Annotated in this window: 21 protein-coding genes and 1 tRNA gene; 5 read left to right on the top strand and 17 right to left on the bottom strand. The window is 61.4% G+C overall.

Going from position 1 to position 26,430, the window contains the following annotated elements; translation table 11 throughout:
• Positions 1-207 precede the first annotated feature (207 nt).
• Positions 208-1,425, top strand: coding sequence for a 5-aminolevulinate synthase (hemA, locus tag ACSQ3F_RS08375; protein WP_436102078.1), 1,218 nt, complete (start codon positions 208-210; stop codon positions 1,423-1,425).
• A 25-nt stretch (positions 1,426-1,450) separates the two neighbouring features.
• Here hemA and dxr read toward each other — a convergent pair whose 3' ends face one another.
• Entirely contained in the window at positions 1,451-2,656 is a 1,206-nt protein-coding gene (gene dxr / locus ACSQ3F_RS08380; RefSeq protein WP_436099801.1) for a 1-deoxy-D-xylulose-5-phosphate reductoisomerase, read from the bottom strand.
• Positions 2,657-2,811: 155 nt separating this feature from the next.
• On the opposite strand from dxr, the gene ACSQ3F_RS08385 reads away from it, so the two are divergent.
• Positions 2,812-3,255 carry an META domain-containing protein gene (locus ACSQ3F_RS08385; protein ID WP_436099802.1) on the top strand — a complete coding sequence of 148 codons (444 nt, stop codon included), beginning with the start codon at positions 2,812-2,814 and terminating at the stop codon, positions 3,253-3,255.
• A 232-nt stretch (positions 3,256-3,487) separates the two neighbouring features.
• A complete protein-coding gene (locus ACSQ3F_RS08390) occupies positions 3,488-4,768 on the top strand; it encodes an alpha/beta hydrolase-fold protein (RefSeq protein ID WP_436099803.1) in 1,281 nt (426 codons plus the stop codon).
• Positions 4,769-4,848: 80 nt separating this feature from the next.
• On the opposite strand, the gene ACSQ3F_RS08395 is transcribed toward ACSQ3F_RS08390, so the two are convergent.
• The 11 genes from ACSQ3F_RS08395 to ACSQ3F_RS08445 form a co-directional block, all read right to left on the bottom strand.
• On the bottom strand, positions 4,849-6,300 hold the full coding sequence (locus tag ACSQ3F_RS08395) for an FAD/NAD(P)-binding protein (RefSeq protein WP_436102079.1): 1,452 nt from the start codon (positions 6,298-6,300) through the stop codon (positions 4,849-4,851).
• A 172-nt stretch (positions 6,301-6,472) separates the two neighbouring features.
• A complete protein-coding gene (locus ACSQ3F_RS08400; RefSeq protein WP_436099804.1) occupies positions 6,473-6,685 on the bottom strand; it encodes a hypothetical protein in 213 nt (70 codons plus the stop codon).
• 622 nt (positions 6,686-7,307) lie between these two features.
• Complete coding sequence (gene cysG / locus ACSQ3F_RS08405; protein WP_436099805.1) at positions 7,308-8,792, bottom strand: siroheme synthase CysG; 1,485 nt, start codon at positions 8,790-8,792, stop codon at positions 7,308-7,310.
• On the bottom strand, positions 8,764-11,421 hold the full coding sequence (locus ACSQ3F_RS08410; protein WP_436099806.1) for a nitrate reductase: 2,658 nt from the start codon (positions 11,419-11,421) through the stop codon (positions 8,764-8,766). The genes cysG and ACSQ3F_RS08410 overlap by 29 nt, the downstream gene beginning before the upstream one ends.
• Before the next feature lie 244 nt (positions 11,422-11,665).
• Complete coding sequence (gene nirD / locus ACSQ3F_RS08415) at positions 11,666-12,001, bottom strand: nitrite reductase small subunit NirD (protein ID WP_436099807.1); 336 nt, start codon at positions 11,999-12,001, stop codon at positions 11,666-11,668.
• A 5-nt stretch (positions 12,002-12,006) separates the two neighbouring features.
• Complete coding sequence (nirB, locus tag ACSQ3F_RS08420) at positions 12,007-14,457, bottom strand: nitrite reductase large subunit NirB (protein ID WP_436099808.1); 2,451 nt, start codon at positions 14,455-14,457, stop codon at positions 12,007-12,009.
• Between the two features lie 5 nt (positions 14,458-14,462).
• Positions 14,463-16,226, bottom strand: coding sequence for an ABC transporter ATP-binding protein (locus tag ACSQ3F_RS08425; protein ID WP_436099809.1), 1,764 nt, complete (start codon positions 16,224-16,226; stop codon positions 14,463-14,465).
• Between the two features lie 10 nt (positions 16,227-16,236).
• Positions 16,237-17,322 (bottom strand): ABC transporter permease, encoded by a 1,086-nt coding sequence (locus tag ACSQ3F_RS08430; RefSeq protein ID WP_436099810.1) that lies wholly within the window; start codon positions 17,320-17,322, stop codon positions 16,237-16,239.
• Positions 17,323-17,357: 35 nt separating this feature from the next.
• Positions 17,358-18,740, bottom strand: a complete 1,383-nt coding sequence (locus tag ACSQ3F_RS08435; protein WP_436102080.1) for a CmpA/NrtA family ABC transporter substrate-binding protein — start codon at positions 18,738-18,740, stop codon at positions 17,358-17,360.
• 386 nt (positions 18,741-19,126) lie between these two features.
• Positions 19,127-20,413 (bottom strand): CmpA/NrtA family ABC transporter substrate-binding protein, encoded by a 1,287-nt coding sequence (locus ACSQ3F_RS08440; protein WP_436099811.1) that lies wholly within the window; start codon positions 20,411-20,413, stop codon positions 19,127-19,129.
• A 49-nt stretch (positions 20,414-20,462) separates the two neighbouring features.
• Positions 20,463-21,050: an ANTAR domain-containing response regulator gene (locus ACSQ3F_RS08445; RefSeq protein WP_436099812.1), complete on the bottom strand. Its 588-nt coding sequence runs from the start codon at positions 21,048-21,050 to the stop codon at positions 20,463-20,465.
• A 381-nt stretch (positions 21,051-21,431) separates the two neighbouring features.
• On the opposite strand from ACSQ3F_RS08445, the gene ACSQ3F_RS08450 reads away from it, so the two are divergent.
• Positions 21,432-23,177, top strand: a complete 1,746-nt coding sequence (locus ACSQ3F_RS08450) for a cation:proton antiporter domain-containing protein (RefSeq protein ID WP_436099813.1) — start codon at positions 21,432-21,434, stop codon at positions 23,175-23,177.
• Between the two features lie 50 nt (positions 23,178-23,227).
• Here ACSQ3F_RS08450 and ACSQ3F_RS08455 read toward each other — a convergent pair whose 3' ends face one another.
• On the bottom strand, positions 23,228-23,491 hold the full coding sequence (locus tag ACSQ3F_RS08455) for a hypothetical protein (protein ID WP_436099814.1): 264 nt from the start codon (positions 23,489-23,491) through the stop codon (positions 23,228-23,230).
• A gap of 248 nt (positions 23,492-23,739) precedes the next feature.
• On the opposite strand from ACSQ3F_RS08455, the gene ACSQ3F_RS08460 reads away from it, so the two are divergent.
• Entirely contained in the window at positions 23,740-25,023 is a 1,284-nt protein-coding gene (locus tag ACSQ3F_RS08460; RefSeq protein WP_436099815.1) for a cystathionine gamma-synthase family protein, read from the top strand.
• 58 nt (positions 25,024-25,081) lie between these two features.
• Here the strand turns inward: ACSQ3F_RS08460 and ACSQ3F_RS08465 are convergent, their stop codons facing one another.
• The 4 genes from ACSQ3F_RS08465 to ACSQ3F_RS08480 form a co-directional block, all read right to left on the bottom strand.
• Positions 25,082-25,273: a hypothetical protein gene (locus ACSQ3F_RS08465; protein ID WP_436099816.1), complete on the bottom strand. Its 192-nt coding sequence runs from the start codon at positions 25,271-25,273 to the stop codon at positions 25,082-25,084.
• Positions 25,270-25,599 carry a helix-turn-helix domain-containing protein gene (locus tag ACSQ3F_RS08470; protein WP_436099817.1) on the bottom strand — a complete coding sequence of 110 codons (330 nt, stop codon included), beginning with the start codon at positions 25,597-25,599 and terminating at the stop codon, positions 25,270-25,272. The genes ACSQ3F_RS08465 and ACSQ3F_RS08470 overlap by 4 nt, the downstream gene beginning before the upstream one ends.
• A complete protein-coding gene (locus ACSQ3F_RS08475; protein ID WP_436099818.1) occupies positions 25,596-25,949 on the bottom strand; it encodes a type II toxin-antitoxin system RelE/ParE family toxin in 354 nt (117 codons plus the stop codon). Before ACSQ3F_RS08475 ends, ACSQ3F_RS08470 begins: the two co-directional genes overlap by 4 nt.
• Before the next feature lie 221 nt (positions 25,950-26,170).
• A tRNA-Arg gene (locus tag ACSQ3F_RS08480) sits at positions 26,171-26,247 on the bottom strand.
• Positions 26,248-26,430: the final 183 nt, after the last annotated feature.

The raw sequence follows: 26,430 nt of genomic DNA on the forward strand, positions 1-26,430 counted from the left end.
GTTGAAACAGAATATAAGGAAGGAGTGGCTCGTCCTTTTCACGCGGGCTTGACTCAGATCAAGGTTAAGTGGAATGAAATCCATGACGGATAGTTTGGAACTGTTCAAAATTAGGGGCCTTTTGCCGCAGGCCGCGGCGATCCCAAGCTTCGGGATTGACGCAGGCTGTCTTTGGATCAAAAAGACGGCAAGGTTCTGGAGACGATGATGGATTTCGAGAGTTTCTTCAAAGGCGAATTGGACGGCCTGCATCAGGAAGGCCGCTACCGCGTGTTCGCCGATCTGGAGCGCCAGCGCGGGCAATTCCCGAAGGCGACCCGCTATAACGCCAATGGCGAAAAGCAGGATGTCACCGTCTGGTGTTCCAACGACTATCTCGGCATGGGCCAGCATCCCAAGGTCATCGAGGCGATGAAACTCGCCATCGACCAGTGTGGCGCGGGTGCGGGAGGCACCCGGAATATTTCGGGCACCAACCACTACCACGTTCTGCTCGAGCGCGAGCTTGCCGATCTGCACGGCAAGGAATCGGCGCTCCTGTTCACCTCCGGCTACGTCTCCAACTGGGCGGCCCTTGGAACGCTCTGTTCGAAGATCCCCGGCGTCATTGTCTTTTCGGACGCCGGCAATCATGCATCGATGATCGAGGGCATCCGTCACTCCAAGTGCGAGCGGGTGATCTTCAAGCACAATTCCGTCTCCGACCTTGAAGCCAAGCTGAAGGCCGCCGACCCGCGCGCGCCAAAAATCATCGCCTTCGAATCGGTCTACTCGATGGATGGCGACATTGCGCCGATCAAGGAGATCTGCGATCTCGCCGACACATACGGCGCGATGACCTATCTCGATGAGGTCCATGCCGTCGGCATGTACGGCCCGCGCGGCGGCGGCATTGCCGAGCGCGAAGGCCTGATGCACCGGCTGACGGTGATCGAAGGCACGCTCGGCAAGGCTTTCGGCGTCATGGGCGGCTATATCGCGGCCTCGAGCGCGCTGTGCGATTTCATCCGCTCGTTTGCCTCCGGCTTCATCTTCACCACGGCGCTGCCACCGGCGCTGGCCGCCGGTGCGGTCGCCTCGATCCGGCACCTCAAGGAAAGCCAGGTCGAACGCTTCGCCCACCAGGAACGGGTTCGCCGCCTGCGCAACCTGCTCGACAGGAACGGCATTCCGCACATGGTCAATCCGAGCCACATCGTGCCGGTGATCGTCGGCGACGCGGCCAAGTGCAAGTGGATTTCCGACCTTCTGCTCGACAATTGCGGCATCTACGTCCAGCCGATCAACTATCCGACGGTGCCGAAGAAGACCGAGCGGCTGCGCATCACGCCGACGCCGTTGCATTCGGACGGCGATATCGACCATCTGGTCGGCGCGCTGCACCAACTCTGGTCGCGCTGCGCGCTGGCGAGGGCCGTTGCGTAAGTGATGGCTAACTCATTGAATTGAATCAGGCCGCCGCTCCGGCGGCCTTTTCTTTTCCGGCGATGGCTTCGGCGGCACGGGCGCGGGCCTCGCTGTCGGCGGCGAAAACGTCATCCATGGAGACGGCCGGGGCTAGGTCCGTCATGCGGTCCATGACCACCTCGGCGATGTCGGCCATATCGAGGAAACCGATGCGGCCTGAAACGAAGGCATGGAAGGCGACCTCTTCGGCCGCGTTCATGATCGCGCCCTGCAGGCCGCCGCGCTCCATTGCGGTGCGGGCAAGGCGGAGCGCCGGGAAGCGGACCTCATCCGGTGCCTCGAAATCCAGCCTTGCGAGTTTGGCGAAGTCCAGCCGATCGACATTGAGTTTCGCCCGCGCCGGATAGGTCAGCGCGTAGCCGATCGCGGTGCGCATGTCGGGGCAACCCAACTGGGCGATAACGGAGCCGTCGGTGTAGCCGACCATCGAATGGATGATCGATTGCGGGTGGACGACGACTTCGATCTGGCTTGGCGCCACGTCGAAGAGGTGCTTCGCCTCGATCATTTCCAGCGCCTTGTTGAACATCGAGGCGCTGCCGATCGAGATCTTCAGGCCCATCGACCAGTTCGGATGGGCGCGCGCGACCTCGGCCGTCACAGCTGCCATCTCATCGCGCGACCAGGTGCGGAAGGGGCCGCCGGACGCTGTCAGCACGATCCGTTCGACTGCGTGGCGCTGATCGTCCTCCAGCGACTGAAAGATAGCGCTGTGTTCACTGTCGACGGGGATCAGCCGTCCGCCACCTTCGGCAACCGCGCGCACGAAGAGCTCTCCGGCGGAGACCAGACATTCCTTGTTGGCGAGCGCAATATCGGCGCCGCGCCGGGCGGCGGCGAGCGTCGGCGCGAGGCCGGCGGTGCCGACGATGGCCGCCATGACCCAGCCGGCGTCGCGCTCAGCGGCCTCGATCAGGCCGCTGCGGCCGGCGGCGACTTCGATGCCGGTGCCTGCCAGGGCTGATTTCAGGTTTTCGTACTGGCCCTCGCTGGCGGTCACAGCGAGTTCAGCGCCTGTCGCCTTGGCCTGCTCGGCGAGCAGACCGATGTTGCCATTGCCGGTGACGGCGGCAATCTCGAATGCGTCACGGCCGCCAAGCTGGTTGATGACGTCGAGCGTGTTGGTGCCGATCGAGCCTGTGGAGCCCAGAATGGTCAATCGGCGTTTTTCAGGTGCGCCGGAGGTCATGGCCAAGTCCCGTTGTTTTTCTTGTTTCACGCTAGGCTCTACAGGTGAAAGCGGTTGTCAACAAGACTAGTCTCCAAAGAGGATGTGGCGATATGGTCGCGGGTGAGGGCGAATCGCGGTAAACGGCGCGCCAATTCGGAAGGACGGGATCTCACATGTTGAAACTTGCGCTGTTTCTCTCCTGCTCCTGTGTGCTGCTCGATCCGACATCTGTCTTGACCGTCTCGGCCGAATCCGTGCCGGCCGAACTCGTCGGGACATGGCTTGCCGAGGATATCGATGGCGGCAGCGTGATCGACGACTTACAGACGACGCTCGAAATCAACGATGACGGCACCTATTCCGGCTTTGCGGGCTGCAATAATTACACCGGCACATTCAACCTGAAGGGCAACGACATCATCTTCGGCCCCGCCGGCGCCACGCGCAAGATGTGCGTTCCGGCGGTGATGGATCAGGAGATGAAGTTCTTCGATGCGCTGAAGAGCGGGCTTTCTTGGAGGATCGAGGACACCAAGCTGGTGCTCGCGAAACCCGATTCAAACACTGCCATGCGGCTTGCCGCGCACAACAAATGGGCCGAGATACGAAAAGAATGACCGGGCTGAAGACTGCCGGCGCGGGAAACGAACGCTCAGGCCTTGTTCAGCCACAATCCCCGCGCGTCTGGCCATTGAGTTATCAATCAGCAATCCGGGTTCGCCTTCGCTCCGCATATGCTTACTGTTTTGTAACTTGCATAAGACAGTGCCCAGTTTGAGGAGAGGCCGACAGGCTCCGATCCAAACTCTGCAGGAGCCAAAGGGAAACTGTGGCGAAGGACAACGAGTGATGCATTCCCGGAGAGATTTCCTGGCCACGAGCCTTGGAGCAGGCGCAGCGGTGCTGATTGTTTCGAGCGGGTCGACGGCCTACGCAGAAGGCGGGTCAGGCCACGTGAAGGGCGCCACGGCTATCACGCAGGTGTTCGGCGACGGGCAGAGGTTTACCGCTGTCGCGATGGAATACGACCAGGATATCGACAGTTCCAAACTCTCCACCTCGGCCTACAAGATCGATGGGAGAACGGTCACCAGAGTCTACGCCAACACCGCTGCTGTACCGGCCGAGCACGGCACAAACGGTAGATATGTTATTGTTGAGCTTTCGCCCGACGACGCCGAGGCTCCCCTCTATATTTTGAACAAGCGGACGGTGACGAGGAAGGAAGCGAAGGCGTCGATAACCCAGGCTGACCCTATCGTTACGACCAGTGGCGAAACCCTTGCAGCAAGTGCCGATGCGATGGTGACCGGCAGCGTCAACAACCTGATCGTCGACGATTTCCAGCAGTTCGAATATAAGGACCCCAAGGGCGGGGATATCCTCAACTACAACCTCTTCATCCCGCACAACTACGACAAGACCAAGTCATATCCGCTGGTGCTCTTCATGCACGACGCTGGAGCGACCAGTACGGTTGCAGATACCACGCTTGTGCAAGGGCTGGGAGCGGTGGTCTGGGCGAGCCCGGAGGATCAGGCCAAACGCGAAGCCTTCGTTCTGGCACCGCAATACGCCGCGCCGATCGTGGATGACAATTCGGAGGCGACGAACTATCTCGACATGACGGTCGACCTCGTCAATCTGCTGACGACCCAATACAGCATCGATACGGGCCGCCTCTACACAACCGGCCAGTCCGGCGGCGCGATGACCTCGATCGCGATTGACATCAAATACCCTGATCTCTTCGCTGCCTCCTTCCTTGTGGCCGGGCAATGGGACCCGACGAAGGTTCAACCGCTGGCTCAGGACAAGCTGTGGATCGTCGTCTCGCAGGGAGACCTCAAGGCCTACCCCGGCCAGAACGCCATCACCGCTGTTCTGGAGGAGGAAGGGGCCAAAGTCAGCCGCGCGGTCTGGGATGGTCGATCCACGCCTCAAGGATTCGCGGCCGCCTTCGCACAGACGGCGGCTGAAAAAAGCCCCATCAACTATGTGGCCTTGCAGAAGGGAACGGTCGTGTTGCCCGGTCAGGCTGACGACGGCGGAAGCAATCACGTCAATACCTGGCGGATCGCCTACACGATCGACGGTATTCGCGACTGGATCTTCCAACAACGCAAGTGACCCCTTCCCGCCGCTTGGACGATTTTTGGGATACGCAAGGACAATTGCAATCTCTCGACTAGACGAAGAAAAGTCGTTCCTTAAAGCGGGTTTTGCGCCGCGCTGAGCACCGTTGCCTGCAAGCGCCCGGCAGCCACGGAAGCGACGAAGGCCGCATGTTCCGTCACCTGCGGCAGGCCCATGAGTTCGCCGAAGGTGCCGCGCGCCAGGGGGCCGGCGATCAGGAGCGACGGTGTTACGCCGGCCACCGGGCCGACCGCTTCGCAATTGCGGGTACAGGAAAGTCCAAGGCCGGTCGGATCGAGTTCGAGATAGCCGCTCTGCGCCAATTCCGCGAGAAAGGGTTGGCTCGCAAGGATGCCGCCATGTCCGGGACCGGTGGTGACCACGACGGCATCATAGGTCCGCTGCAGGGTCTCCTGGCTGCGCCGGAGGCGGAGCGTGCAGTGGACGGCCTCGTCTTCGACATTGGTACCTGCGATCGACCCGGCAAGAATTTCAAGGCGACCCTGCGAGATCGCCGCGTCGAGTGCCGCTTCCACCTGCGGCGCGACCCGGAAGCGATGAACATCCCAATACGGCCGCAGGTGCCGGACGATGCGTTGCCTTTCCGCCAGGGGCAGAAGTTGCCAGATCGATTGGCCCTGTGCTCGCACCTGGTCGATGACGCCGTGCCAGGTCAGCCCGGTTGCGGTTGCCTCGAAAATGGCGTTGCGGATGTTCCGCACAAGCGTTCTCGCGGTGAAAGCCGGGTCGGCGAGGAAATCACCTGCGGGATCTTGCGGGAACGGCGCATGTCCCCGGGACCGCAGGCCGCGGCGGGAGATCGCCGTGATCGCGCCGGTGTGCCCCTTGAGTGCCAGCGAAGCGATCACATCGGCCGAGGTCAGGCCGTTGCCGATGACCAGCACCCGGTCGGACGGGCGGATGGCGCCCAGCGCGCCGGCCCTGGTTGGGTCCGGCACGAAGCGTGGATGATTCTTGAGGAGCGTTTGAAGCCCGCCCGGCGCCAACGGTGGCGGATGGCTGGTGGCGATGACGACGATATCCGCCATGGTCTCGGCACCGTCCTCATCGACAAGACACCAGCGTTGTCCGTCACGCAGCAGATGCGCCACCGCGGAGCAGCGATGCTGGACGGTGCCGTCGGCAACAAACGGCTGCAGCATGGCATTGACGTAATTGCCAAACACGTTTCGCCGGGGAAAGAGATTGCCGTCCGGCCGCAGCGCATCGGCGTCGCCCGATGTCGCCGAATGGGCGTCGATCCAGCACACGAAGTGATCGGGCTCGTCAAGGAGAAGGCTCATGCGCGCAGCAGGCACGTTGATGCGGTGGGCGGGTTCCGCCGTATCATAGGCGAGCCCCCTGCCGAGGCCGTCGCGCGGTTCGAAAACGATGATCTCCGGTGCTGGGCTCTGATCCGCTTGGGCGAGGTGGAAAGCCGTAGCCGCGCCGGAGACGCCGCCGCCAATGATGGCGACCACCGGCCGTTTCGCTTTCGACGCTGTCGATTCACTGCGCGCTGACATGGTCACCGGATTGACGATCAATTGGTTCATGACATCTCACCGTTCGGACAATACCGATAGTCTATAGTTTTTATAAATATTATCCGGCGGTCAAGCCTGTATGTTGTAGCCCGTCCGCAGCGTAGAGCGAAATGGTTTTGCTTTGAAACCCGGCGGCGCGGCCGGAGTTCGATCAGGATTCTTCGTCCAGCGCCTGAAGAACCCGTCGCAACAGTTCCTCCTCCTCCCGCACGCCATGGCGATAGAGCGTCAGGACGAGTGCCGCGACCGGGTCGTTGGCATCGCTCTCGGGCGCGATCTTGCGGGCCGTTCTGGTGGCGTCGAAGACGCGCTGGCAAAGCTCCACATGGTGAGGGAGCATCGGCTCGTTGCGCCATTTCGTCATGCATCGTCTCCTGCCGCCCGGCCGGGGCATTAAAGGTTCTCCAGCAGGCAGGGAGGCGCTCTGACCGGAATCCGACAAGGCGGGAACGGCGCCGATCGTGGCCGCACTGCCTCGGCGATACGAGTGACGATCGATTGTGGCGGTTTTTTTACCGGAAGGCTGTCCCGGCACTTATATATGCGTGTCAGGATTGCAATTTTGCAAATACACCACAGAGATTGTAATTTATGGTTAACCTTTGGTTGATAGTCTCTGGCCGAGATGAACAGGGGACGTAATGTTCACAGCGGAATTCAGCGGTCCCTGCCTTCGGCGCCCGGGCGCTCTGCACGGGTAATCGTTCGAGCCGGATGCCCGCAACGTGAAAAAGCTGATCAATTTTCGACCGGATTCCGCGCCGGCGGCATTCTTCGCAGGCTATCGATATGATGAACGGGGTTGTCTGTTTCGGACAACTCAATCGCCAAAGAGAAGAACCACAGCCTGCTTGCGGGTGTTCGTATTCACTTCGGATCGAACGGAACGAACACAACGGGCAGAATTGGTCAACGACTCGCTGCTGCCATGGGCGGCGAATCTGGCGGCGGATCGGTGTTGCGTCCCGCCGCCAGACGATCGCGCATCACATTGCCTGGGCTCGAGCTTGATCGTATTCCGGTTGCCCGGCTGGGCTCTCAACTCCGGCTCGCGCTTCCGAAAAGGCCTGGCCGACACCGATCAGGATCGGATTGTCGACGCCGATTCGCTCTACGGCATCTGCTAGATCGCCAACTGTGCCGATCCAGCGTTTTTCATTGCTGCGGGAGACGGCGCTCATCACGACCGCCGGAGTCCGGCTGTCCATTCCGGCCGCCAGAAGTCGCGCGCGGATTTGTCCTGCGGTGCGTCCGCCCATGTAGAAAATCGTCGTGGTGCGCGGTTCGGCCAGATTTTGCCAATCGAGATGTTCGGGCAGCTCGCCGAGGCGCGAGTGGCCGGTGACGAAGCGGACGGCCTGCGCGTGATCGCGGTGGGTGAGCGAAACGCCGAGGCGCGCGGCCATGGCGCTGGCTGAGGTGATACCAGGCACGACATCGACGGGAATGCCTTGCTGTTCCAGGCAGGCAATCTCTTCGCCGGCGCGGCCGAAGATCATCGGATCGCCCGACTTCAGCCGGACCACGCGCTTTCCGGCCTTGGCGAGCGTGATCATCGTGGCGTTGATGTCCTCCTGCTTGCAGCTCGTCCGGCCGCCGCGTTTGCCGACCAGCATGCGCTTCGCCTCGCGCCGCGCCAGTTCCAGCACCTCGTCGGAGACGAGATCGTCGAACAGGATGACATCGGCCGCCTGCAGGGCGCGCACGGCCTTGAGCGTCAGAAGTTCCGCATCGCCGGGACCGGCGCCGACCAGCGTCACGCGGCCGATCGTCGGTTTGGTGTGCGCGACGATCCGTCCGGCATCGGCGAGAAGCTCGGCCTCGGTTTCGCTCTCGGGTGCCACGCCAAACGCGCGATCGACGAACCCTTCCCAGAAGGCGCGCCTCGGTGCACCGGGGTTTACGCTTGCATTGACCTTTTCGCGGATGGCATGCGCCAGCGTGGCCCAGGATTTCAGCGATGGCGGCAGCAACGTTTCGATGCGCCGGCGGATCGCCTGGGCGAGAATGGGGGCTGCGCCATCGGTGGAAATGGCGACGACGACGGGTGAGCGGTTGACGATCGACCCGAACTGGAACTGGCAGTATTTCGGGTTGTCGATGACGTTGACCGGCACGCCGGCCTTGCAGGCTGCCGCGAAGAACGCGGCGGCCGCCTTGTCGTCTTCGCAGTCGGAAATGGCGATTGCCGCGCCTTCGAAGGAGGAAGGCGACCATTGCGCCTCGTGATGAAAGAACCGGCCGTCTTGATTGATGAGGTTCGCAAACGTCTCGCTCAGCTCTTCCGCGTAGACGTGAATTTCGGCTCCGCAAGCGGCGAGAACTTCCGCCTTCCAGGCTGCCGCGTCGGACCCGCCAGCGACGATAGCGCGTTTTCCTTCAAGCGCCCAAAAGACCGGCAGCTTGGCGAGCGGTGCCATGCGGGCGGGGCGGGTGTTCCGGTCACTCGGCAGCAGCTGCAAGGCATCCATCGATGATCCCCCTGATTTCGGCCCGGCAGGAGCCGCAATTGGTTCCGGCATTCAATTCCTTGCCGACCGCCTCGACACTGTGACAGCCACCGCGCACGGCCGCGACGATCTGATTGACGCCGACGCTGAAGCAGGAGCAGACGGTCGCGCCGGGGTCCATGCGGCCAGCGCCCGGGCGGCCGGCAACGACGGCGAACCGTTTGGCCATTTCGGCATGTTGGACAGTCAGTTGCTCGATCGCCCAGTTGCGCGCGACGGCGACCGGCTGGCGGGCGAGGAAGAACGCGGCAAGCAGGCGGTCGCCATCGAAGAAGGCAAGGCGCAGGTCGCCGGTCTGGGCGTCGGCGTAACCGAGCGGCTCGATATGGTCGGGAATGCCGAGATGGGTGCGGCACCACTGCGTCCAGTTTTCGGGGGCGGCGTCGAACGCCAGTTCCAGGCGCCAGCCGCCTTCGGCCTTTGCCATGGCCCAGTAGGTGGTGTCGAGATCCTGCGGCTTGGTGGCCGAAACCGCAAAGCCATAGCTTGCAACCTTCAGCCGCCGGGCAGCGACGGCGACGTTCTTCGAGGCTGGCTGACCGGAGAAGGGGTCGGTGACCGGCGCGACGACGGCGTCGATGCGGGCCTTGGCGGCAAACTGATCGTTCCAGTGCATGGGCACGAACAGGCTGCCGCGGGCCTGACGTTCGGTCACGAGGGCGCGCACGACAGCCTTGCCGTAGGGGCTTTCGATCTCGACGAGGCCGGCGCTGGCAATGCCGAGTTCCATTGCGTCGCGCGGGTGGATTTCGGCAAAGGGCTCGGCGATATGGGCGGAGAGCCGGGCGCTTTTGCCGGTCCGCGTCATTGTGTGCCACTGGTCGCGGATGCGGCCTGTGTTGAGCGTCAGCGGGAAATCGGTATTGGTCCGATCCGTGACGGGAGCGCTGACGGCAATGAAACGCGCCTTGCGATCTGGGTGGAAGAAGCCGCCGTCGCTAAAGAAGCGTGTGGTTTGTATCCCGGAGCCTTCCGGCTGCGGCCATTGAAAGGGCGCCAGCGCATCGTAAGTCGTTTCATCGATCTGCTGATGCGCACCGATATCGAAATCGCGGCTGCCGCCGTTTTCGAAGGCCGACAGAGCCGCGTGCTCGGCAAAGACGGCGGTGGCGGAGCGGAAGGAGAACGCGCCCTTAAAGCCCATGCGGCGGCCGACCTCGGCCATCTGCCACCAGTCGGCTTTGGCCTCGCCGGGGACGGTGAGCCAGCCACGCTGGCGGGAAATGCGGCGTTCCGAGTTGGTGACGGTGCCGTCCTTTTCGCCCCAGCCCAGCGAAGGCAGAAGAACATGGGCAAGCTTGGTCGTATCGGTGTCCTGCAGGATGTCGGATACGACGACGAAGGGACAGGCCGCGATGGCGGCTGCGACGGCATCGGCATCCGGCATCGAGACGACCGGGTTGGTGGCCATGATCCAGAGCGCCTTGATCCGGCCGTCGGCGACTGCCCGGAACATGTCGACGGCCTTGAGGCCAGGCTTGCGGGCAATATCAGGCGATTGCCAGAAGCGTTGGACACGCTCGCAATCCTCACGGTTTTCGATCGCCATGTGGGCGGCGAGCATATTGGCGAGGCCGCCGACCTCGCGTCCGCCCATGGCGTTCGGCTGGCCGGTAAGCGAGAAGGGTCCCATGCCGGGACGGCCGATGCGTCCGGTCGCCAGATGGCAGTTGAGAATGGCGTTGACTTTGTCAGTGCCGGAGGCGGACTGGTTGACGCCCTGGCTGTAGCAGGTGACGACCTTTTCGGTTTCCTCGAACAGGCGGAAGAACTGCCGCAACTGCATGGAGGGCAGGCCGGTCAATTCCATCAGGTCGGCAATGCTAAGGGCCGAGGCCGCGGCGAAAGCCTCTGCGAAACCATTGGTGTGCGTGCCGATATAGTTCTGGTCGATCGCAGCGGTGCCGGCAAGGTGTGCCAGCAGGCCCATGAACAGCGCCACGTCACCATCCGGCCGGATCGCCAGGTGCAGGTCGGCAATATCGGCCGTCATGGTGCGGCGGGGGTCGATGACGACGACTTTCATGCTGGGCCGGGCGGCCTTGGCGGCGGCGAGGCGCTGGTAGATGACCGGATGGCACCAGGCGAGATTGGAGCCGGTCAGGATGACCAGATCAGCAAGCTCTATGTCCTCATAAGTACCGGGTACGGTGTCGGCGCCGAAAGCACGGCGATGGCCGGCGACCGAGGATGACATGCAAAGGCGCGAGTTGGTGTCGATATTGGCCGAGCCGATAAAACCCTTCATCAGCTTGTTGGCGACGTAATAGTCTTCCGTCAGCAATTGACCGGAGATGTAAAAGGCCACCGAATCGGGGCCATGCTTGGCGATCGTTTCGGAAAAGCGGGAGGCGACAAGGTCAAGCGCCTCGTCCCAGCTTGCGCGTTGTCCATCGATCTGCGGGTAAAGAACACGTCCGTCAAGATCGATGGTTTCCGCCAGAGCCGAGCCCTTGGAACACAGCCGCCCGAAGTTGGCGGGATGATCGGGGTCGCCCTTGACGCTGACCGCGCCGGTGTCATCGATCTTGACAATGACGCCACAGCCGACGCCGCAATAGGGACAGGTGGTCTTGGTTTCAGTGGACACAGATGTTCCCCCTGCTGCTGTGTCGCCCGTGGCTTTCAGCCCCCTCTGTCAGCTTTGCTGACATCTCCCCCTCAAGGGGGGAGATCGGGAGCTTGCTGTGCCTCTGGTCTCCATCCACTGCGCAAGAGCGATAGACGCTTTTCTTGCACAAACGGGCAGCGGCAAACTCAAACCGATCTCCCCCCTTGAGGGGGAGATGTCCCGAAGGGACAGAGGGGGGTATCGCCACGCGCACGGCCATATCCTACTCCGCCGCCATCATCAGGCTTTCAAGCGCGATGGAGAGCGCGCCGTCCTCGTTGCGCACCGGGATCGTCCGCACCTCGCCTTCGTCGGCGCCAAGCGCCTTGCCGCTTTCGAGCGAGATCACCCAGTTATGCAGCGGGCAGGTAACCGCTTTGCCGTGAACGATGCCCTGGGAGAGGGGGCCGCCCTTGTGCGGGCAGTGGTCCTCGATGGCGAAGACCTCGTTTTCGGCCGTACGGAACACGGCGATCTTGCCTTGCGGCGTCTTCACGCAGCGGGCGCCGCGCAGCGGGATGTCGTTGATGTCGCCGATTGCGATCCAGTTCATGTCCATCTCCCTCACTCCGCCGCTTCCGAATATCCGACCGTCGCCATCGGCCGGAACTCATGCTTGTCCTTGCCGGAGACACGCTCCGACCAGGGGTCGACCTGGGCGAATTTCTGGGAAAAGACGAAGCGGTCGTAGTAGGCTTGGCGCTTCTCCGCATCGCCCATGATCTGGCGGCGGATTTCGTCGAGGCCGATACGCTTGGCCCATTTGTAGATGCGCTCCAGATAGCGGGCCTGTTCGCGGTACATCTGCGTCAGCGCCACGATGTGCTCGAGCGCCTCATCCTCGGTCTTGACGAGGCCGAGAACTTCCGTGCCCTTGATGTCGAGGCCGGCAGCACCTGCGAAATGGATTTCGAAGCCGGAATCGACGCAGATGACGCCGACATCCTTGCAGGTCGCCTCGGCGCAGTTTCGCGGACATCCGGAGACGGCCATCTTCACCTTGGCCGGCGTCCACGATCCCCACATGAACTTCTCGATGCGGATGCCAAGCCCGGTCGAATCCTGTGTGCCGAAGCGACACCAGTCGGAACCGACGCAGGTTTTTACCGTGCGCAGGCCTTTGGCATAGGCCTGGCCGGAGACGAAGCCCGCCTTGCCGAGATCGGCCCATACGGCGGGCAGGTCTTCCTTCTCGATGCCGAGCAGGTCGATGCGCTGGCCGCCGGTGACCTTGACCAGCGGTACCTCGAACTTGTCGACGACGTCGGCGATGGCGCGCAGCTCCTTCGAATTCGTCACACCGCCCCACATGCGCGGCACGACCGAGTAGGTACCGTCCTTCTGGATGTTGGCGTGGACGCGCTCGTTGATGAAGCGCGACTGGTAATCGTCGGCATATTCGTCCGGCCAGTCGCAGACGAGGTAGTAGTTGAGGGCCGGGCGACATTTGGCGCAGCCGCAGGAGGTCTTCCACTCCAGTTCCTGCATGACGGCCGGAATGGTCTTCAGACCCTTGGCCTTGATCAGGCGGCGGACGTCATCGTGGCCGAGCTCGGTACAGCCGCACATCGGCTGAACGGCGGCCGGATTGTAGGCGTCGCCGAGCGTGATCGACATCAGCTGCTCGACGAGACCGGTGCAGGAGCCGCAGGAGGCGGACGCCTTGGTGTGGGCCCGCACGTCGTCGAGCGAGGTCAGTCCCTTAGAGGTGATCGCACCCGTGATCTTGCCCTTGCAGACGCCGTTGCAGCCGCAGATTTCCGCATCATCCGGCAAGGCTGCAACGGCCGCCATAGGGTCCAGCGGGGACCCTCCCTGGTAGGCCTGGCCGAAAATGAGCGTTTCGCGCATTTCCGAGATATCGGTGGCTTTCTTCTTCAGGTCGTTGAACCAGGCGCCGTCGGCGGTTTCGCCGTAAAGCACGGTGCCGATGATGCGGTTGTCCTTCAGCACCAGGCGTTTGTAGACGCCGGCCGTCGCGTCGCGCAGCACGATCTCCTCACGGTCGTCGCCTTCGGCGAAGTCGCCGAGGGAGAAGAGGTTGATGCCGGTGACCTTGAGCTTGGTCGGCGTATCCGAGTGGACGAAGGCGGGCGTGCGATCGCCGGCCAGATGCGAAGCGGCGATGCGGGCCATTTCGTAGAGCGGCGCGACGAGGCCGTAGACCATGCCGCCGACCTCGGCGCATTCGCCGAGCGCCAGGATGTCGCCGTCGGAGGTCTGCATGCCGGCATCGACGACAATGCCACGATTGACGGCAAGGCCGGCCTCCTTGGCAATGCCTGCGTTCGGCCGGATGCCGACCGCCATGACGACCAGTGTCGCGGGAATGATCGTTCCGTTGTCGAGCTCGATGCCCTCGACCTTGCCATTGCCGATGATGGCTTTCGTGTTTGCCTTGCAGATGACCTTGATGCCGCGCTCCTCGACGGCCTTCTGCAGCAGGTAACCTGCGGCCGGATCGAGCTGACGTTCCATCAGCGTCGGCATGACATGGAGCACGGTCACGTCCATGCCGCGCGAAGCAAGCCCGGCCGCCGCCTCGAGCCCGAGCAAGCCGCCGCCGATGACGACGGCCTTTTCGCGCGACTGCGCCGCCAGCAGCATCGCCTGCACGTCGTCCAGATCGCGGTAGGTGATGACGCCGGGCAGGTCCTTGCCGGGCACCGGAATGATGAAGGGCACGGAGCCGGTGGCGATGACGAGCTTGTCGTAGCTTTCCGTCACGCCGTGATCCGAGGTCACGGTCTTCCTGGCGCGGTCGATCGAGACGATCTTGTGGCCCTTGTAGAGCGTGATGCCGTGTTCGATGTACCAGCCATCGCCATGGATGACGATTTCCTCATAGCTCTTTTCGCCCGAAAGGACCGGCGAGAGCATGATGCGGTCGTAGTTGACGCGCGGCTCGGCGTTGAAGATGGTGACCTCATAGAGGCCCGGCGCCTGTTCCAGCAGGTGCTCCAGCATGCGCCCGGGCGCCATGCCGTTGCCGATGATGACGAGTTTTTCAGCCATTGGATTTACTCCGCTGCGGTTCTGGGAAGTGATCCACCGGTCTCTTCGAGACGGGCGGCACGCTTCTGCCGAATTGTTTCGAGGCGTTCGGGCGAAGGATTGGCGCCGCCCTCATAGGCTTCGAGGAAATCGATGAGTTCTTCGCGATAGGCGTAGTAGTCGCGATGGGCGAGCAGAGCCTTGCGGCTGCGCGGACGCGGCAGATGCACATCCATGATGTTGCCGATGCGGGCGTTGGGACCGTTCGACATCATGACCACGCGGTCGGCGAGCAGGATCGCTTCATCGACGTCGTGTGTCACGCAGATGGCTGTCACCTTGGTGCGGGCCCAGACATCCATCAGCACTTCCTGCAATTCCCAGCGTGTCAGGCTGTCAAGCATCCCGAAAGGCTCATCGAGCAGCAGCAGCTTGGGAGAAAGGGCGAAGGCACGCGCAATGCCGACGCGCTGCTTCATGCCGTTCGACAGGTCCGCGGCGATGCGGTGCATGGAATCGCCGAGACCGACCCTCTCAAGGTAGTATTCGACGATATCCTTGCGTTCTGCCGGAGAAGCAGTGGGGTAGACGCGATCGACGCCGAGGGCGACATTCTCGCGTGCCGTCAGCCACGGCATCAGGGAGGGAGACTGGAACACCACGGCGCGATCCGGCCCCGCGCCGGAGATTTCCTTGCCGTCAAGGATAATGCCGCCACCCGAGATCGCGTTCAACCCGGCCGCCATCGACAGGACGGTTGATTTGCCGCAGCCGGAATGGCCGATGATCGAGATGAATTCGCCTTTGTTGATCTTGAGATCGAAGCGATCGACGACCGTCAGCGGGCCCTTGGGGGTCGGGTAGGTCTTGCAGACCTCCGAGAACTCCACGAAGCGCCGTTCGACCACTGTGCGTGCGGCGCGTTCATAGGCGGCCGGCAGCTTGTCCTTGGGCAGTTTCTGGGTGATCGGAACGACATTCGGCAGTTGGATGATGCGGCCGGCCGATGTGTTGCGATCGGCGCCGACGTCCATCAGGTATGCTGTGACAGCGGCTCGCAATCGGATGAATTCGGGGTCTGAATTCATTTCAGCGCGAGCACGCGGGCGCGGCAGGGCGACGTCGAAACTCGGTCCGAGCGATGCGTTCGGACCGGGCGTCAGAGGAATGATGCGATCGGCAAGCAGGATCGCCTCGTCGACATCGTTGGTGACGAGAATGATCGTCTTCTTCTCCTGTTCGGAGATCGCGGCGAACTCGTCCTGCAGCTTCGAACGGGTCAGCGCGTCGAGTGCCGAGAGCGGCTCGTCCATCAGCAAGACGTCTGGCTGCATCGCCAGAGCCCGCGCCACGGCGACGCGCTGGCGCATGCCGCCGGAGAGTTCGGCAGGCTTGCGGTCTTTCGCGTGGGCGAGGCCGACCATGCTGACGTAGCGCGAGACGATCTCCTTGCGCTCCGTCTTGTTCTTCGCCTTGAAAACGCTGTCGACGGCAAGCGACACATTGGCATCGACTGTCAGCCAGGGCATCAAAGAGTAGGACTGGAACACGACGCCGCGCTCTGGGCCGGGGCCGGTCACTTCCTTGTCGCGAAAGAGCACAGCGCCCGAATCCGGCTTTGCAAGGCCGGCCAACAGGGAAATCAGCGTCGTCTTGCCGGCGCCGGAAAATCCGACAATGGCAATGAACTCGCCCTCTTTCACCTGCAGGTTGACGTCCGAGAGAACGTCGTTTCTGTTCTTTCCCTGCCCGTAGGATTTCGAAACGCCGCTGAGTTGAAGAATGCTCATTGTCGTTCCCTTATCGATTGGTCGAGAAGGTGAAGGCGGACTGGAGCGCGAACATGACGCGATCCAGCGCGAACCCGATGACGCCGATCGTCAGAACTGCAACCATGATGCGGGCGAGCGAGGTTTCGGAGCCGTTCTGGAATTCATCCCAGACGAACTTTCCAAGCCCCGGGTTCTGCGCCAGCATCTCGGCGGCGATCAGCACCATCCAGCCCACGCCGAGCGCCAGCCGCAGGCCGGTGAAGATCAGCGGCAGGGCGGAAGGCAGGACCAGCTTGCGGATCGTGGTCGCCGTCGAAAGCTGCAGAACCTTGCCGACATTGACGAGATCCTTGTCGATCGATGCGACGCCAAGCGCCGTGTTGATGAGCGTCGGCCACAGCGAACAGAGGGTGACGGTGACAGCCGAGATCACGAGCGACTTCGGCAGCATGTCGGAAGGGTTCACGTACAGAGCCGAGACGATCATGGTGACGATCGGCAACCAGGCAAGCGGCGAGACCGGCTTGAAAAGCTGGATCAGCGGGTTGATCGCGCCATTGATGGTGCGCGACAGGCCCGAGGCAATTCCGAGCGGAATGGCGATGATGCTGCCGATCAGGAAGCCGAGGCCGACGGTCACCAGCGACGTGACGATCTGGTCCAGGTAAGTCGGTTTGCCGGTATAGGTGCGATGCTTGACCTCACCCGCCTTGCCTTCGGCCACGAGCTTGGCATTGCGCTCGTCCTGGCGCTGGTAGAACGCCGCCGCCTTTTCACGCTCTGCAAAGTGGTCCTGCCACAGGGTGCCCGCCTGTTCGAAGACCTCGACCGGGCCGGGCACGGCGCCGAGCGATGTCTTGATCGTCGGCGCCAGGACACCCCAGGCGACCAGGAAGAGCAGAATGCCGGCAAGCGGGATGACCAGGGTCTTGCGGATTTCCGCCATCTGTTCTCGAACGCTGTCGCCGGCAGCGATCCTCAGGATCGGCGTAACCCAGCCGAGCCCGAGAATGTTGAGCCATGTGGCGGCCTTGTTGATGCGCTGGAAGAGGCGTTCCCTGCGCATTGCGCTGTCGAGCTTGCCGGTGTCGATGGTATCGGTTGCGTGGGCCATCTATGCTTGCCTTGTAGTGTCAGGAAGGGGTGGGATCAGCCGCCGACGATCTCGGCGCCCTCGACTTTCTGCTGGCCCTTGAGGCCGATTTTCAGGGAGTCGATGTAGGCGTTCGGGTTTTTGCCGTCATAGCTGACGCCGTCGATGAAATCGGATGTGGGCACCTTGTAGCCGTCGCTGTTCCAGGGGAAATCGGCGTCCTTGGCCTTGCCTTCTTCGACCAGCATCTTTGCGGCCTTCAGATAGACATCCGGCTTGTAGACCGACTTGGCAGTCTCGGCGTACCAGGCGTCGTCCTTGAATTCCGGGATCTGGCCCCAGCGGCGCATCTGCGTCAGATACCAGATGGCGTCGGAATAGAAGGGATAGGTCGCGTTGTAGCGGAAGAAGACGTTGAAGTCCGGCACCTCGCGCTTGTCGCCCTTCTCGTATTCGAAGGTTCCGGTCATCGAATTGGCGATGACCTTCGCATCGGCGCCGACATATTCCTTGCGGGACAGGATTTCGACCGCCTCGGCACGATTGGCGTTGTTGTTTTCGTCAAGCCACATCGCTGCACGGATCAGCGCCTTGGTCAGGGCAAGCGTCGTATTGGGGTTCTGCTCGACGAACTCCTCGGTCAGGCCGAACACCTTTTCCGGATTGTTCTTCCAGATCTCGTAGTCGGTGACGACGGGCACGCCGATTCCCTTGAAGACGGCGGCCTGGTTCCATGGCTCGCCGACCGAATAGCCGACGATCGTTCCGGCTTCGAGGGTTGCCGGCATCTGCGGCGGCGGGGTGACGGACAGAAGAGCGTCGCCCTTGATCTGGCCGGAGACGTCTGCCGGCGAATAGAAGCCCGGATTGATGCCGCCGGAAGCGAGCCAGTAGCGCAGTTCGTAATTGTGGGTGGAAACCGGGAAGACCATGCCGAGATTGAACGGCTTGCCGTCTGCCTTGAACTTGTCGACGACCGGCTTCAGGGCGTCGGCCTTGATCGGATGTGCGAACTTGCCATCCGCGTCTTTCGCCACATTCGCCTTCATCATCTCCCAGACGGCGTTGGAGACGGTGATGCCATTGCCATTGAGGTCCATCGAGAAGGGCGTCACGATATGAGACTTGGTGCCATAGCCGATCGTTGCAGCCAGCGGCTGGCCGGCCAGCATATGGGCGCCATCCAGTTCGCCGGTGATCACGCGGTCGAGCAGCACCTTCCAGTTCGCCTGCGGCTCCAGCGTGACGTAGAGCCCCTCGTCTTCGAAGAAGCCCTTTTCATAGGCGATCGCCAGCGGCGCCATGTCGGTGAGCTTGATGAAGCCGAGCTTCAGTTCGTCCTTTTCAAGCGCCAGTGTTTCGGCAGCGGCTTGCGTCGCGAAGGTGCCGATTGCCAACACGGAACAGATGGTCACCGCTCCGTTGAGCAATGTTTTCATGGCACCAGTCAATTTCTCGGTCATCTGTCAGTCCCTTCCGTGGGCTACGGGGAAAATGGGCAATAAAAAACGCCGCTCGGAGATTTGCGTCTTCGGGAAGGAGGAATCCCGGACTGCAAAACCCTTGCGACGTCGATGTCTCTTGCGAAGGCCTATTTTGGGCTTCGGCTTGCTGCGATCGCCATTGACCGCAGCGATTTATGTCATGCAAAGCCCGTGCCAGTTTTGATAAGAAAGATTATAGCTTTGAAATTGAACGGATTTTAGCGCCGATCTGTTAAATGAGTAATTTTTGATCGCTGCATTTTTGTGCAAAAAATTTCAGCTGTTGCTTATGGAGGGGCAAGTTTAAGTGGGAATTTTTGTGCAGTGCAAACGGTGCGACGTCAGATTTCTTCGCCGCTGGTGCCGTCGAGCGTGGTGCTTTTGACCGTGAACCCGGCGATATAGTCGGCGATCCGGACCGGGTCGAAAACCTGTCCGTCCACGAAGCGGTCGCCATCCACGGCTCCCTCGACGCGGATATCGTCATCCAGCAGCGGCGCGGCGTCCGCTCCAAGCGCCAGGCGGTAGATGTCGGGCCGATAGGCTGCGGCGGCGGCCGTCATGCCGGCGGAGGAAAGATCGGTCTGGCCCCAGCGGATCATCTGGCTGTAGATCCACAGCGCCTGGCTCGGGCGAGGATAGTTGGCGAAACCTGCATGGAAGGTGAAATAGTCGTCGATGATGCGGCGATTGCCCTTCGCATCGAGGTTGAATTCGCCTGCCAGCACGCGGCGGATGATATCGACCGGCGCAGCGAGATAACGGCCGTCTGCCAGCGCTTCCGCCAGCGCATCGTGGTTGTCCGGGCGGTCGCACCAGCGTGCCGCCGCATCCAGCGATACGATCAATCGGGAGACCGTTTCCGGATGCGTTTGCGCCCAGTCGGGCCGCATGCCGATCACCTTTTCCGGAGCGGATGGCCAGATGTCCTGCTTGGCGGCGACGATGCGGCCGACGCCTCGCTCCGAGGCGACCATGTTCCAGGGCGCGCCAACGCAGAACCCGTCGATAGCGCCGGCTGCGAGTGCGTCCGACGTCATCGGCGGCGGTACGACGACGAGCTTGACGTCGCGGTCCGGATCGATGCCGCCGGCCGCAAGCCAATAGCGGAATTCGTAGTTGTGCGACGAGAAGGGGTAGGTGACGCCCAATGTCGGCAGCGATTCGCCGCGCGCCTTCAGGCCTTCAATGACCTTCGCCAGCGCCAGCGCGTTCTCCAGAGCGCTCGCCGTTTCAGGCAAGGCGGCCGCCTTGCGCATGCGGGCGAAAAGCCGTGTCGAGAGCGTGATTGCATTGCCGCCGCGCCCCAGTGAGAAAGGGGTGATCGTCGGCGATGGATTGGAGCCGAGCCCCAGCATCGAGGCGACCGGCATAGGCGACAGCATGTGGGCGATGTCGAACTGGCGGAAGGCAAGCCGGTCGCGGACATTGGCCCAGGAGACATCCTTGACCAGATCGAGGGTCAGACCCTCCTTCTTGGCAAAGCCGAATTCGGCGGCGGCGATCAACACGGAGGCGTCGACAAGCGGAATGAAGCCGGCCCGCAGGGTGCGCGAGCCTTCGCTGGTCATTTCCGCGGGGGCCGCAAGGCGGCCATGGCCGCTCAATTCCGTGGGCTTCGTGATCATGTTCACTCCAATTCCTCCCGCCGGAAGGTGTGTGGCCGATGCGCTGTCATCACATCAGCAATCCTGCGGCGGTGACGACGCTCTGGGCGATCTCAGCTATCTTCTTCTTCTCGTTCATCGCCGTTTGGCGCAGCAGCGCGAAGGCCTGCTCTTCGGAAAGGCCGCGCATCTTCATCAGAATGCCCTTCGCCCGCTCGATGACCTTGCGTTCCTCCAGTGCGGATTTCGCGTCGGCAAGCTCCCGCTGCAGCCGGCTGAAGGCGTTGAAGCGGCTGACCGCCATATCGAGGATAGGCTTGACGCGCTCCTTTTTCAGGCCGTCGACGATGTAGGCGGACACGCCGGCTTCCACGGCTGCCTCGATCGAGGCCGTGTCGGAGCGATCAACGAACATGGCAATCGGCCGGCCGACCGTGCGGGTCAGCTGGAACAGATGCTCCATCATGTCGCGATTGGGGTTTTCAAGATCGATGACGATCACGTCCGGCTGCAGTGTCTCGATGATGCGGGCGATGCCGTTGACCTCATGGACCACGGTGACATTCGAATGCCCGGCCTCGCGCAATCCCTCCTCGATGATGGAAGCGCGGATCGCGTTCTCATCGATGACAAGAATTGTGAGGTCCAGATAAGCCATGGCGCATAGATGACGCAGCGCAGCAATCTTGGCAATGCCTAAAATAATTGCTCTGGGTTGATCGCCTAAAAATTAGGCGTCATGCTCAGAATGTGACCGGTGATTCTTGCTGCGCATCCATTTACGCCGGTCAGACTTGCCTATCTCGCATAGTATCACGATGCGGCGAGGGGAGCGACATGCCGGAAAGCGCGGAAGACATTTATGCCCACATCGGACAGGATGAGCGCGCCTCCCGAATGGAATAGAGGGCAAGAAGCCGGTTCATGGCGATAAAACCGTCATTTCCCTAATATGCCACTTTATCAAAGCGCCAGGGACGGCTTACGATGTGAAAAAACATTGTGTTGGCGCAACAGCTTGGGCAGTCGGGAGTAGAGTGTGCATCAGGACATGGCTTTGGTGGCGACGGTTGCGATCAGCTTCGTGCTGGCCGCTGGTTTCGGTTACGTCGCGGACCGGCTTCGTCTGCCGCCTCTGGTCGGTTATCTCGTGGCCGGAATTCTGATCGGCCCGTTCACGCCGGGCTTCAACGCGGATAGCGCGCTGGCCGCGCAACTGGCGGAAATCGGCGTCATCCTGTTGATGTTCGGCGTCGGCTTGCATTTTTCGGCATCGGATCTCATCGCCGTCCGCGGCATCGCCATTCCCGGCGCCATCGGCCAGATCATCCTTGCGACGCTGCTCGGCATCGGCCTCTGTACCCTGTGGGGCTGGAGCCTCGGCGCCGGGCTTGTTTTCGGCCTCAGCGTATCCGTTGCCAGCACCGTGGTTCTGCTCAAGGCGCTGGAAGAACGAAACCTCGTCAACTCGCCCAATGGCCGCGTCGCCATCGGCTGGCTGATCGTCGAGGACCTGGCGATGGTCCTGACGCTCGTTCTCCTGCCCATCGTCGCTGAGGTTTTGGGCAGCCAGGGTGCGACGGCGGCGCATGCGACGGAGGCGGGCGGTACGTCGATTGCGCTCACCATTCTTGTCACGCTGGTCAAGCTCGGCGCCTTTGCGGTGCTTGCCGTCATGCTCGGACCCCGGCTCGTTCCATGGCTGCTGACGCTGGTCGCCCGTACCGGTTCTCGCGAATTGTTCACGCTGACCGTCCTTGCCATCGCGCTCGGCATCGCCTTCGGGTCGGCGACGATTTTTGGCGTATCGTTCGCGCTCGGGGCGTTCTTTGCCGGCGTCATCATGAGCGAATCCCACCTCAGCCACCGGGCCGCCGCCGATTCGCTGCCGCTGCAGAATGCTTTTTCGGTGCTGTTCTTCGTCTCCGTCGGCATGCTGTTCAACCCGATGATCCTGATCCATCAGCCGCTTGCGGTGATCGCCATCCTGGCGTTGATCACCTGCGGCAAATCGCTGATCGCCGCCGGTTTCGTGCTCCTGTTGCGCTATCCCCTGCCGATGGCGCTGACGGTGGCGGCGAGCCTGGCGCAGATCGGCGAATTCTCCTTCATTGTCGCCGGGCTCGGCGTTTCGCTCGGGCTCCTGTCGCAGGAAGGCCACGACCTCATCCTTGCAGGCGCCATTCTTTCCATCACGTTGAACCCGCTGGTGTTCGGCGCGGCGGCGAAATTGAAAACGGCATTCGCCCGTTCCATGCCCGCGCTCGCAGGGCAATACGGTCAATCCAAATTTGCCGCGCTGACCCGGGATCTCGATATCATCAGGGAAAAAGCCGAAGAGAAGGAAAGCCAGCAGCAACTGAAGAAGCAGCAGCTGGTGAACACCTTCCCGCTGTTTTCTGAGGTTAATGAGCATGCCCTGGAGGAGCTTCTTCTCCTGTTCCGGCCGGCGTCGGCTTCGCCGGGCGATAAGGTGATCCGTGCTGGCGAGCGCGGGGATGCGATGTATTTCATTGCTGCCGGCGCCGTCGAGGTCCGCCTGCCGGGCAAGGCCATCCTTCTGGAGGCTGGCGCCTTCTTCGGTGAAATGGCGCTGCTCAGCGGCGGCTTGCGCACCGCCGATGTGATCGCGGTGGATTTCTGCCAGTTCCTGAAACTCGACCGGCGCGACTTCAACATCTTCATGGCCCGCCATCCGCGACTGCGTGCCGCCGTCAGCGACATGGCGCGCGAGCGCAAGCAGATGAATATCGTGCGTGACGCCCAAACCGACGCGGTGGATTGAAGCAGAGAACTGGCAGGCCTCCTGCGATAGGTCGCCGCAATGTTCAGGCCTCAGTCGAACACGGCGCCTTGAGCCCCAGTTTTTTCCCGGGCGAGCTTGCGGATCGCCTCTTCGGCGTCTTCATAGCGCCACTCCACGCTTTGCGCCCGGCGCGCAAGAGCGACGAATGCTTCCTGCATATCTGTACCGGCAGCGGCTGCGACGCTGACATCGGACATTTCAACCAGGTCATCGAAGGAAGGCCGGATGGCTTCGGTCGCATCGGATGGAGAACCAGCCGCGGCTGGCGCCGGAATGGGCTTCATCGGAGGCATGAGCCTTGCTCCTCTGGGTGACGATCATCCACGAACGGGCAAGTCTGTTCTTTGTTCCGGGTCGCGCCGGGAGCGCCTAGGCATCTGGCCAGACTTCGATGCATCCGGCGGCGCCCGAAATTCCAGATTTTGTCCAGATTTGATCGCCTCCACGCAATTTTTGAACGAATACGCATGCAGATTGGCAAGAAGCAGCAGCCAGACTTGATGTAGACTGCGTAAATCACCTCAAAATCCTGGAGATTGCCATGACTGCTCCTCATCCCTCCAAGACCCATATCGGCAATCATAAACTGCATCCCGAGACGCAGATGCTGAACTATGGCTACGATCCGGAATTGTCCGAGGGTGCGGTCAAGCCGCCGGTCTTCCTGACGTCAACCTTCGTTTTCAAATCGGCGGAAGAGGGACGCGACTTCTTCGATTTCGTCTCCGGCCGCCGGGAGCCGCCGGCGGGCACCGGGGCGGGCCTGGTCTATTCCCGCTTCAATCATCCCAATAGCGAAATCGTCGAGGACCGCCTGGCTGTCTATGAGCGCACCGAAAGCGGCGCGCTGTTTTCCTCCGGCATGTCGGCGATCGCCACGACGCTGCTTGCCTTCGTGCGGCCGGGCGACACGATCCTGCATTCGCAGCCGCTGTATGGCGGAACGGAAACGCTCTTGGCGAAGACCTTCCTCAACATGGGCATCGGCGCCGTCGGGTTCGCCGATGGGGTCAGCGAGAAGTCCGTACAGCAGGCTGCGGACGCGGCCATGGCAAAGGGCCGCGTCTCGGTGATATTGATCGAAACGCCGGCCAACCCCACCAATAGCCTCGTCGATGTCGCGATGATCCGCCGGATAGCCGACAGGATCGGCGAAACCCAAGGGTATACGCCGATCGTCGCCTGCGACAACACGCTGCTCGGCCCTGTTTTCCAGCGGCCGATCGAGCACGGCGCCGATCTTTCGCTCTATTCGCTGACCAAATATGTCGGCGGCCATTCCGACCTGATCGCCGGTGCCGTACTCGGCTCCAAGGTCGTGATCAAGCAGATCAAGGCCCTGCGCGGCGCCATCGGCACGCAGCTCGATCCGCATTCCTGCTGGATGCTTGGCCGCTCATTGGAAACGCTGTCGATCCGCATGGAAAAGGCCAACGGCAATGCGCGCCAGATTGCTGATTTCCTGCGCGATCATCCAAAGGTCGAGGGCATTCATTATCTGCCCTATCACGATGCCGATTCCCCGGTCGGAAAGACCTTTGCCGCGCAGTGCAGCGGCGCCGGCTCGACCTTCTCCTTCGACATCCGCGGCGGCCAGCCGGCCTCGTTCCGGTTTCTCAACGCGCTGCAGATATTCAAGCTGGCCGTCAGCCTTGGCGGCACCGAATCGCTCGCCAGCCACCCGGCGACGATGACCCATTCCGGCGTGCCGGCTGAGGTGCGCCAGCGGATCGGCGTGCTGGAATCGACCATCCGCCTGTCGATCGGCATCGAACATCCGGACGACCTGATCGCTGATCTCACCGTGGCACTGGATGCGGCCTAAGGCGCGGTCCGGTTTGCGCTTATTTTTGGCAATGTCTTGAAACGGTTACATTCGTGCATCATATTGCGCTCATGGAATTCGTTTCCAGCGGCTGACCACGGATGGACTGGCAGGCGTTGTCGAGGCGGGTCGGAGAGGTCGGGTTTTCACCCGGCCTTTTTCTTTGATCGAAGCGTCCCGATATCTGTCTTCGGCAGATGTCGCCGTCGCGCAAATTTTTATTGACCGCGGCTTGGGTCAACAGGGTCACGCGATCTGCTTTACATAAATCTCGGGATCAAAATCTACACGCCGTGCCTTCCCGTCCGGTGTTTTCAGGATAAGCTCGACCCCGCCTCCAATCGAGTGCATGTATCGCACTATTGAAGAGATCAAAACGTCGTCAGAGTTCTCAATTTTTGAAACAGTGTTCTGCGTCATTGCCGCACGATCTGCAACTTCTTGCTGGGTAGCAAGCATGGCCTTTCGGACTTCTGCCAGAGCCTTCCCCAAGCGCCGCTCTTCGCGTTTGGCATCCAAACGGGCCTGGACGTCTGCGGGCAGTTCAGACCGCAGTGTTTTCCACTCAGCGCTCATTTCCTTTTCTCCTTTAGCCATCTATCAAATCGTGCATCAGCCTTAGAAATCAGTTGCTTGTAGAAGAGCTCTTCTTTCTTTCCCTGCTTGTCGCCACCACACAATATGACTGCGGTCTGAGCTGGGTCAAAAGCGAACGCAAAGCGCCACACTTCCTTTGCAAACTTGACCCTGATCTCCTTCATGTTGGCGTAATCTGATCCACTGAGCGTACCGACTTCTGGACGCCCCCAGAATGGGCCGTCATCTTCGATATGGTCCAGGACTTCGCCAACAAGCTCTTTTAGCCCTATATCCAGGTCTTTCCATTCTTGGACAAAATCAGAGTGGAACTGCACCTTATATGGCATAGATTATCCCAAAAATATATATTTAAAGATATAACATCAACAAGCTCGCCGAAAACCACCAGTCAGCTTATGGAAGTCGAAGTAGGCAAAATAGTAGTTTGAATCCATTTCATCCAGCCGCCGAGTTGAAGGAGACCTTCAACTGGCATCCAGAGATAACCTCGTCTGCAATTCGAACTTTTGTGGCAATGAGTCCGAGTTTATGTGGCGATGAACAGGAATGGTGATCCCAACTGGATTCGAACCAGTGGCCTCAGGATTAGGAATCCTGCGCTCTATCCTGCTGAGCTATGGGACCAGCCGGAAGAACCCTTACAAAAGCTCGGCCGCGAAGCCAAGTGTTTTCCGATGCGGTTTTGCATCGGCTTTGTCGGAACTGGATTTTCTCATGTGCTTCGCAGCCGGGCGGACTGGCGCGAAACGCTTTTCCGGTGTTAAGCAGATGCTGCGGAACGGGAGGAGACCCGGCCGATGAGGCGCC

The sequence above is a fragment of the Pararhizobium sp. LjRoot238 genome (assembly GCF_964252955.1).
In the GTDB taxonomy this organism is placed as follows: domain Bacteria; phylum Pseudomonadota; class Alphaproteobacteria; order Rhizobiales; family Rhizobiaceae; genus Pararhizobium.

What these genes read in the sequence shown, in the direction of transcription:
- hemA (WP_436102078.1), top strand. Translation starts at nt 208, where the DNA reads ATGGATTTCGAGAGTTTCTTCAAAGGCGAATTGGACGGCCTGCATCAG.
- dxr (WP_436099801.1), bottom strand. Translation starts at nt 2,656, where the DNA reads ATGACCTCCGGCGCACCTGAAAAACGCCGATTGACCATTCTGGGCTCC.
- ACSQ3F_RS08385 (WP_436099802.1), top strand. Translation starts at nt 2,812, where the DNA reads ATGTTGAAACTTGCGCTGTTTCTCTCCTGCTCCTGTGTGCTGCTCGAT.
- ACSQ3F_RS08390 (WP_436099803.1), top strand. Translation starts at nt 3,488, where the DNA reads ATGCATTCCCGGAGAGATTTCCTGGCCACGAGCCTTGGAGCAGGCGCA.
- ACSQ3F_RS08395 (WP_436102079.1), bottom strand. Translation starts at nt 6,300, where the DNA reads ATGTCAGCGCGCAGTGAATCGACAGCGTCGAAAGCGAAACGGCCGGTG.
- ACSQ3F_RS08400 (WP_436099804.1), bottom strand. Translation starts at nt 6,685, where the DNA reads ATGACGAAATGGCGCAACGAGCCGATGCTCCCTCACCATGTGGAGCTT.
- cysG (WP_436099805.1), bottom strand. Translation starts at nt 8,792, where the DNA reads ATGGATGCCTTGCAGCTGCTGCCGAGTGACCGGAACACCCGCCCCGCC.
- nirD (WP_436099807.1), bottom strand. Translation starts at nt 12,001, where the DNA reads ATGGACATGAACTGGATCGCAATCGGCGACATCAACGACATCCCGCTG.
- nirB (WP_436099808.1), bottom strand. Translation starts at nt 14,457, where the DNA reads ATGGCTGAAAAACTCGTCATCATCGGCAACGGCATGGCGCCCGGGCGC.
- ACSQ3F_RS08425 (WP_436099809.1), bottom strand. Translation starts at nt 16,226, where the DNA reads ATGAGCATTCTTCAACTCAGCGGCGTTTCGAAATCCTACGGGCAGGGA.
- ACSQ3F_RS08430 (WP_436099810.1), bottom strand. Translation starts at nt 17,322, where the DNA reads ATGGCCCACGCAACCGATACCATCGACACCGGCAAGCTCGACAGCGCA.
- ACSQ3F_RS08435 (WP_436102080.1), bottom strand. Translation starts at nt 18,740, where the DNA reads ATGAAAACATTGCTCAACGGAGCGGTGACCATCTGTTCCGTGTTGGCA.
- ACSQ3F_RS08440 (WP_436099811.1), bottom strand. Translation starts at nt 20,413, where the DNA reads ATGATCACGAAGCCCACGGAATTGAGCGGCCATGGCCGCCTTGCGGCC.
- ACSQ3F_RS08445 (WP_436099812.1), bottom strand. Translation starts at nt 21,050, where the DNA reads ATGGCTTATCTGGACCTCACAATTCTTGTCATCGATGAGAACGCGATC.
- ACSQ3F_RS08455 (WP_436099814.1), bottom strand. Translation starts at nt 23,491, where the DNA reads ATGCCTCCGATGAAGCCCATTCCGGCGCCAGCCGCGGCTGGTTCTCCA.
- ACSQ3F_RS08460 (WP_436099815.1), top strand. Translation starts at nt 23,740, where the DNA reads ATGACTGCTCCTCATCCCTCCAAGACCCATATCGGCAATCATAAACTG.
- ACSQ3F_RS08470 (WP_436099817.1), bottom strand. Translation starts at nt 25,599, where the DNA reads ATGAGCGCTGAGTGGAAAACACTGCGGTCTGAACTGCCCGCAGACGTC.
- ACSQ3F_RS08475 (WP_436099818.1), bottom strand. Translation starts at nt 25,949, where the DNA reads ATGCCATATAAGGTGCAGTTCCACTCTGATTTTGTCCAAGAATGGAAA.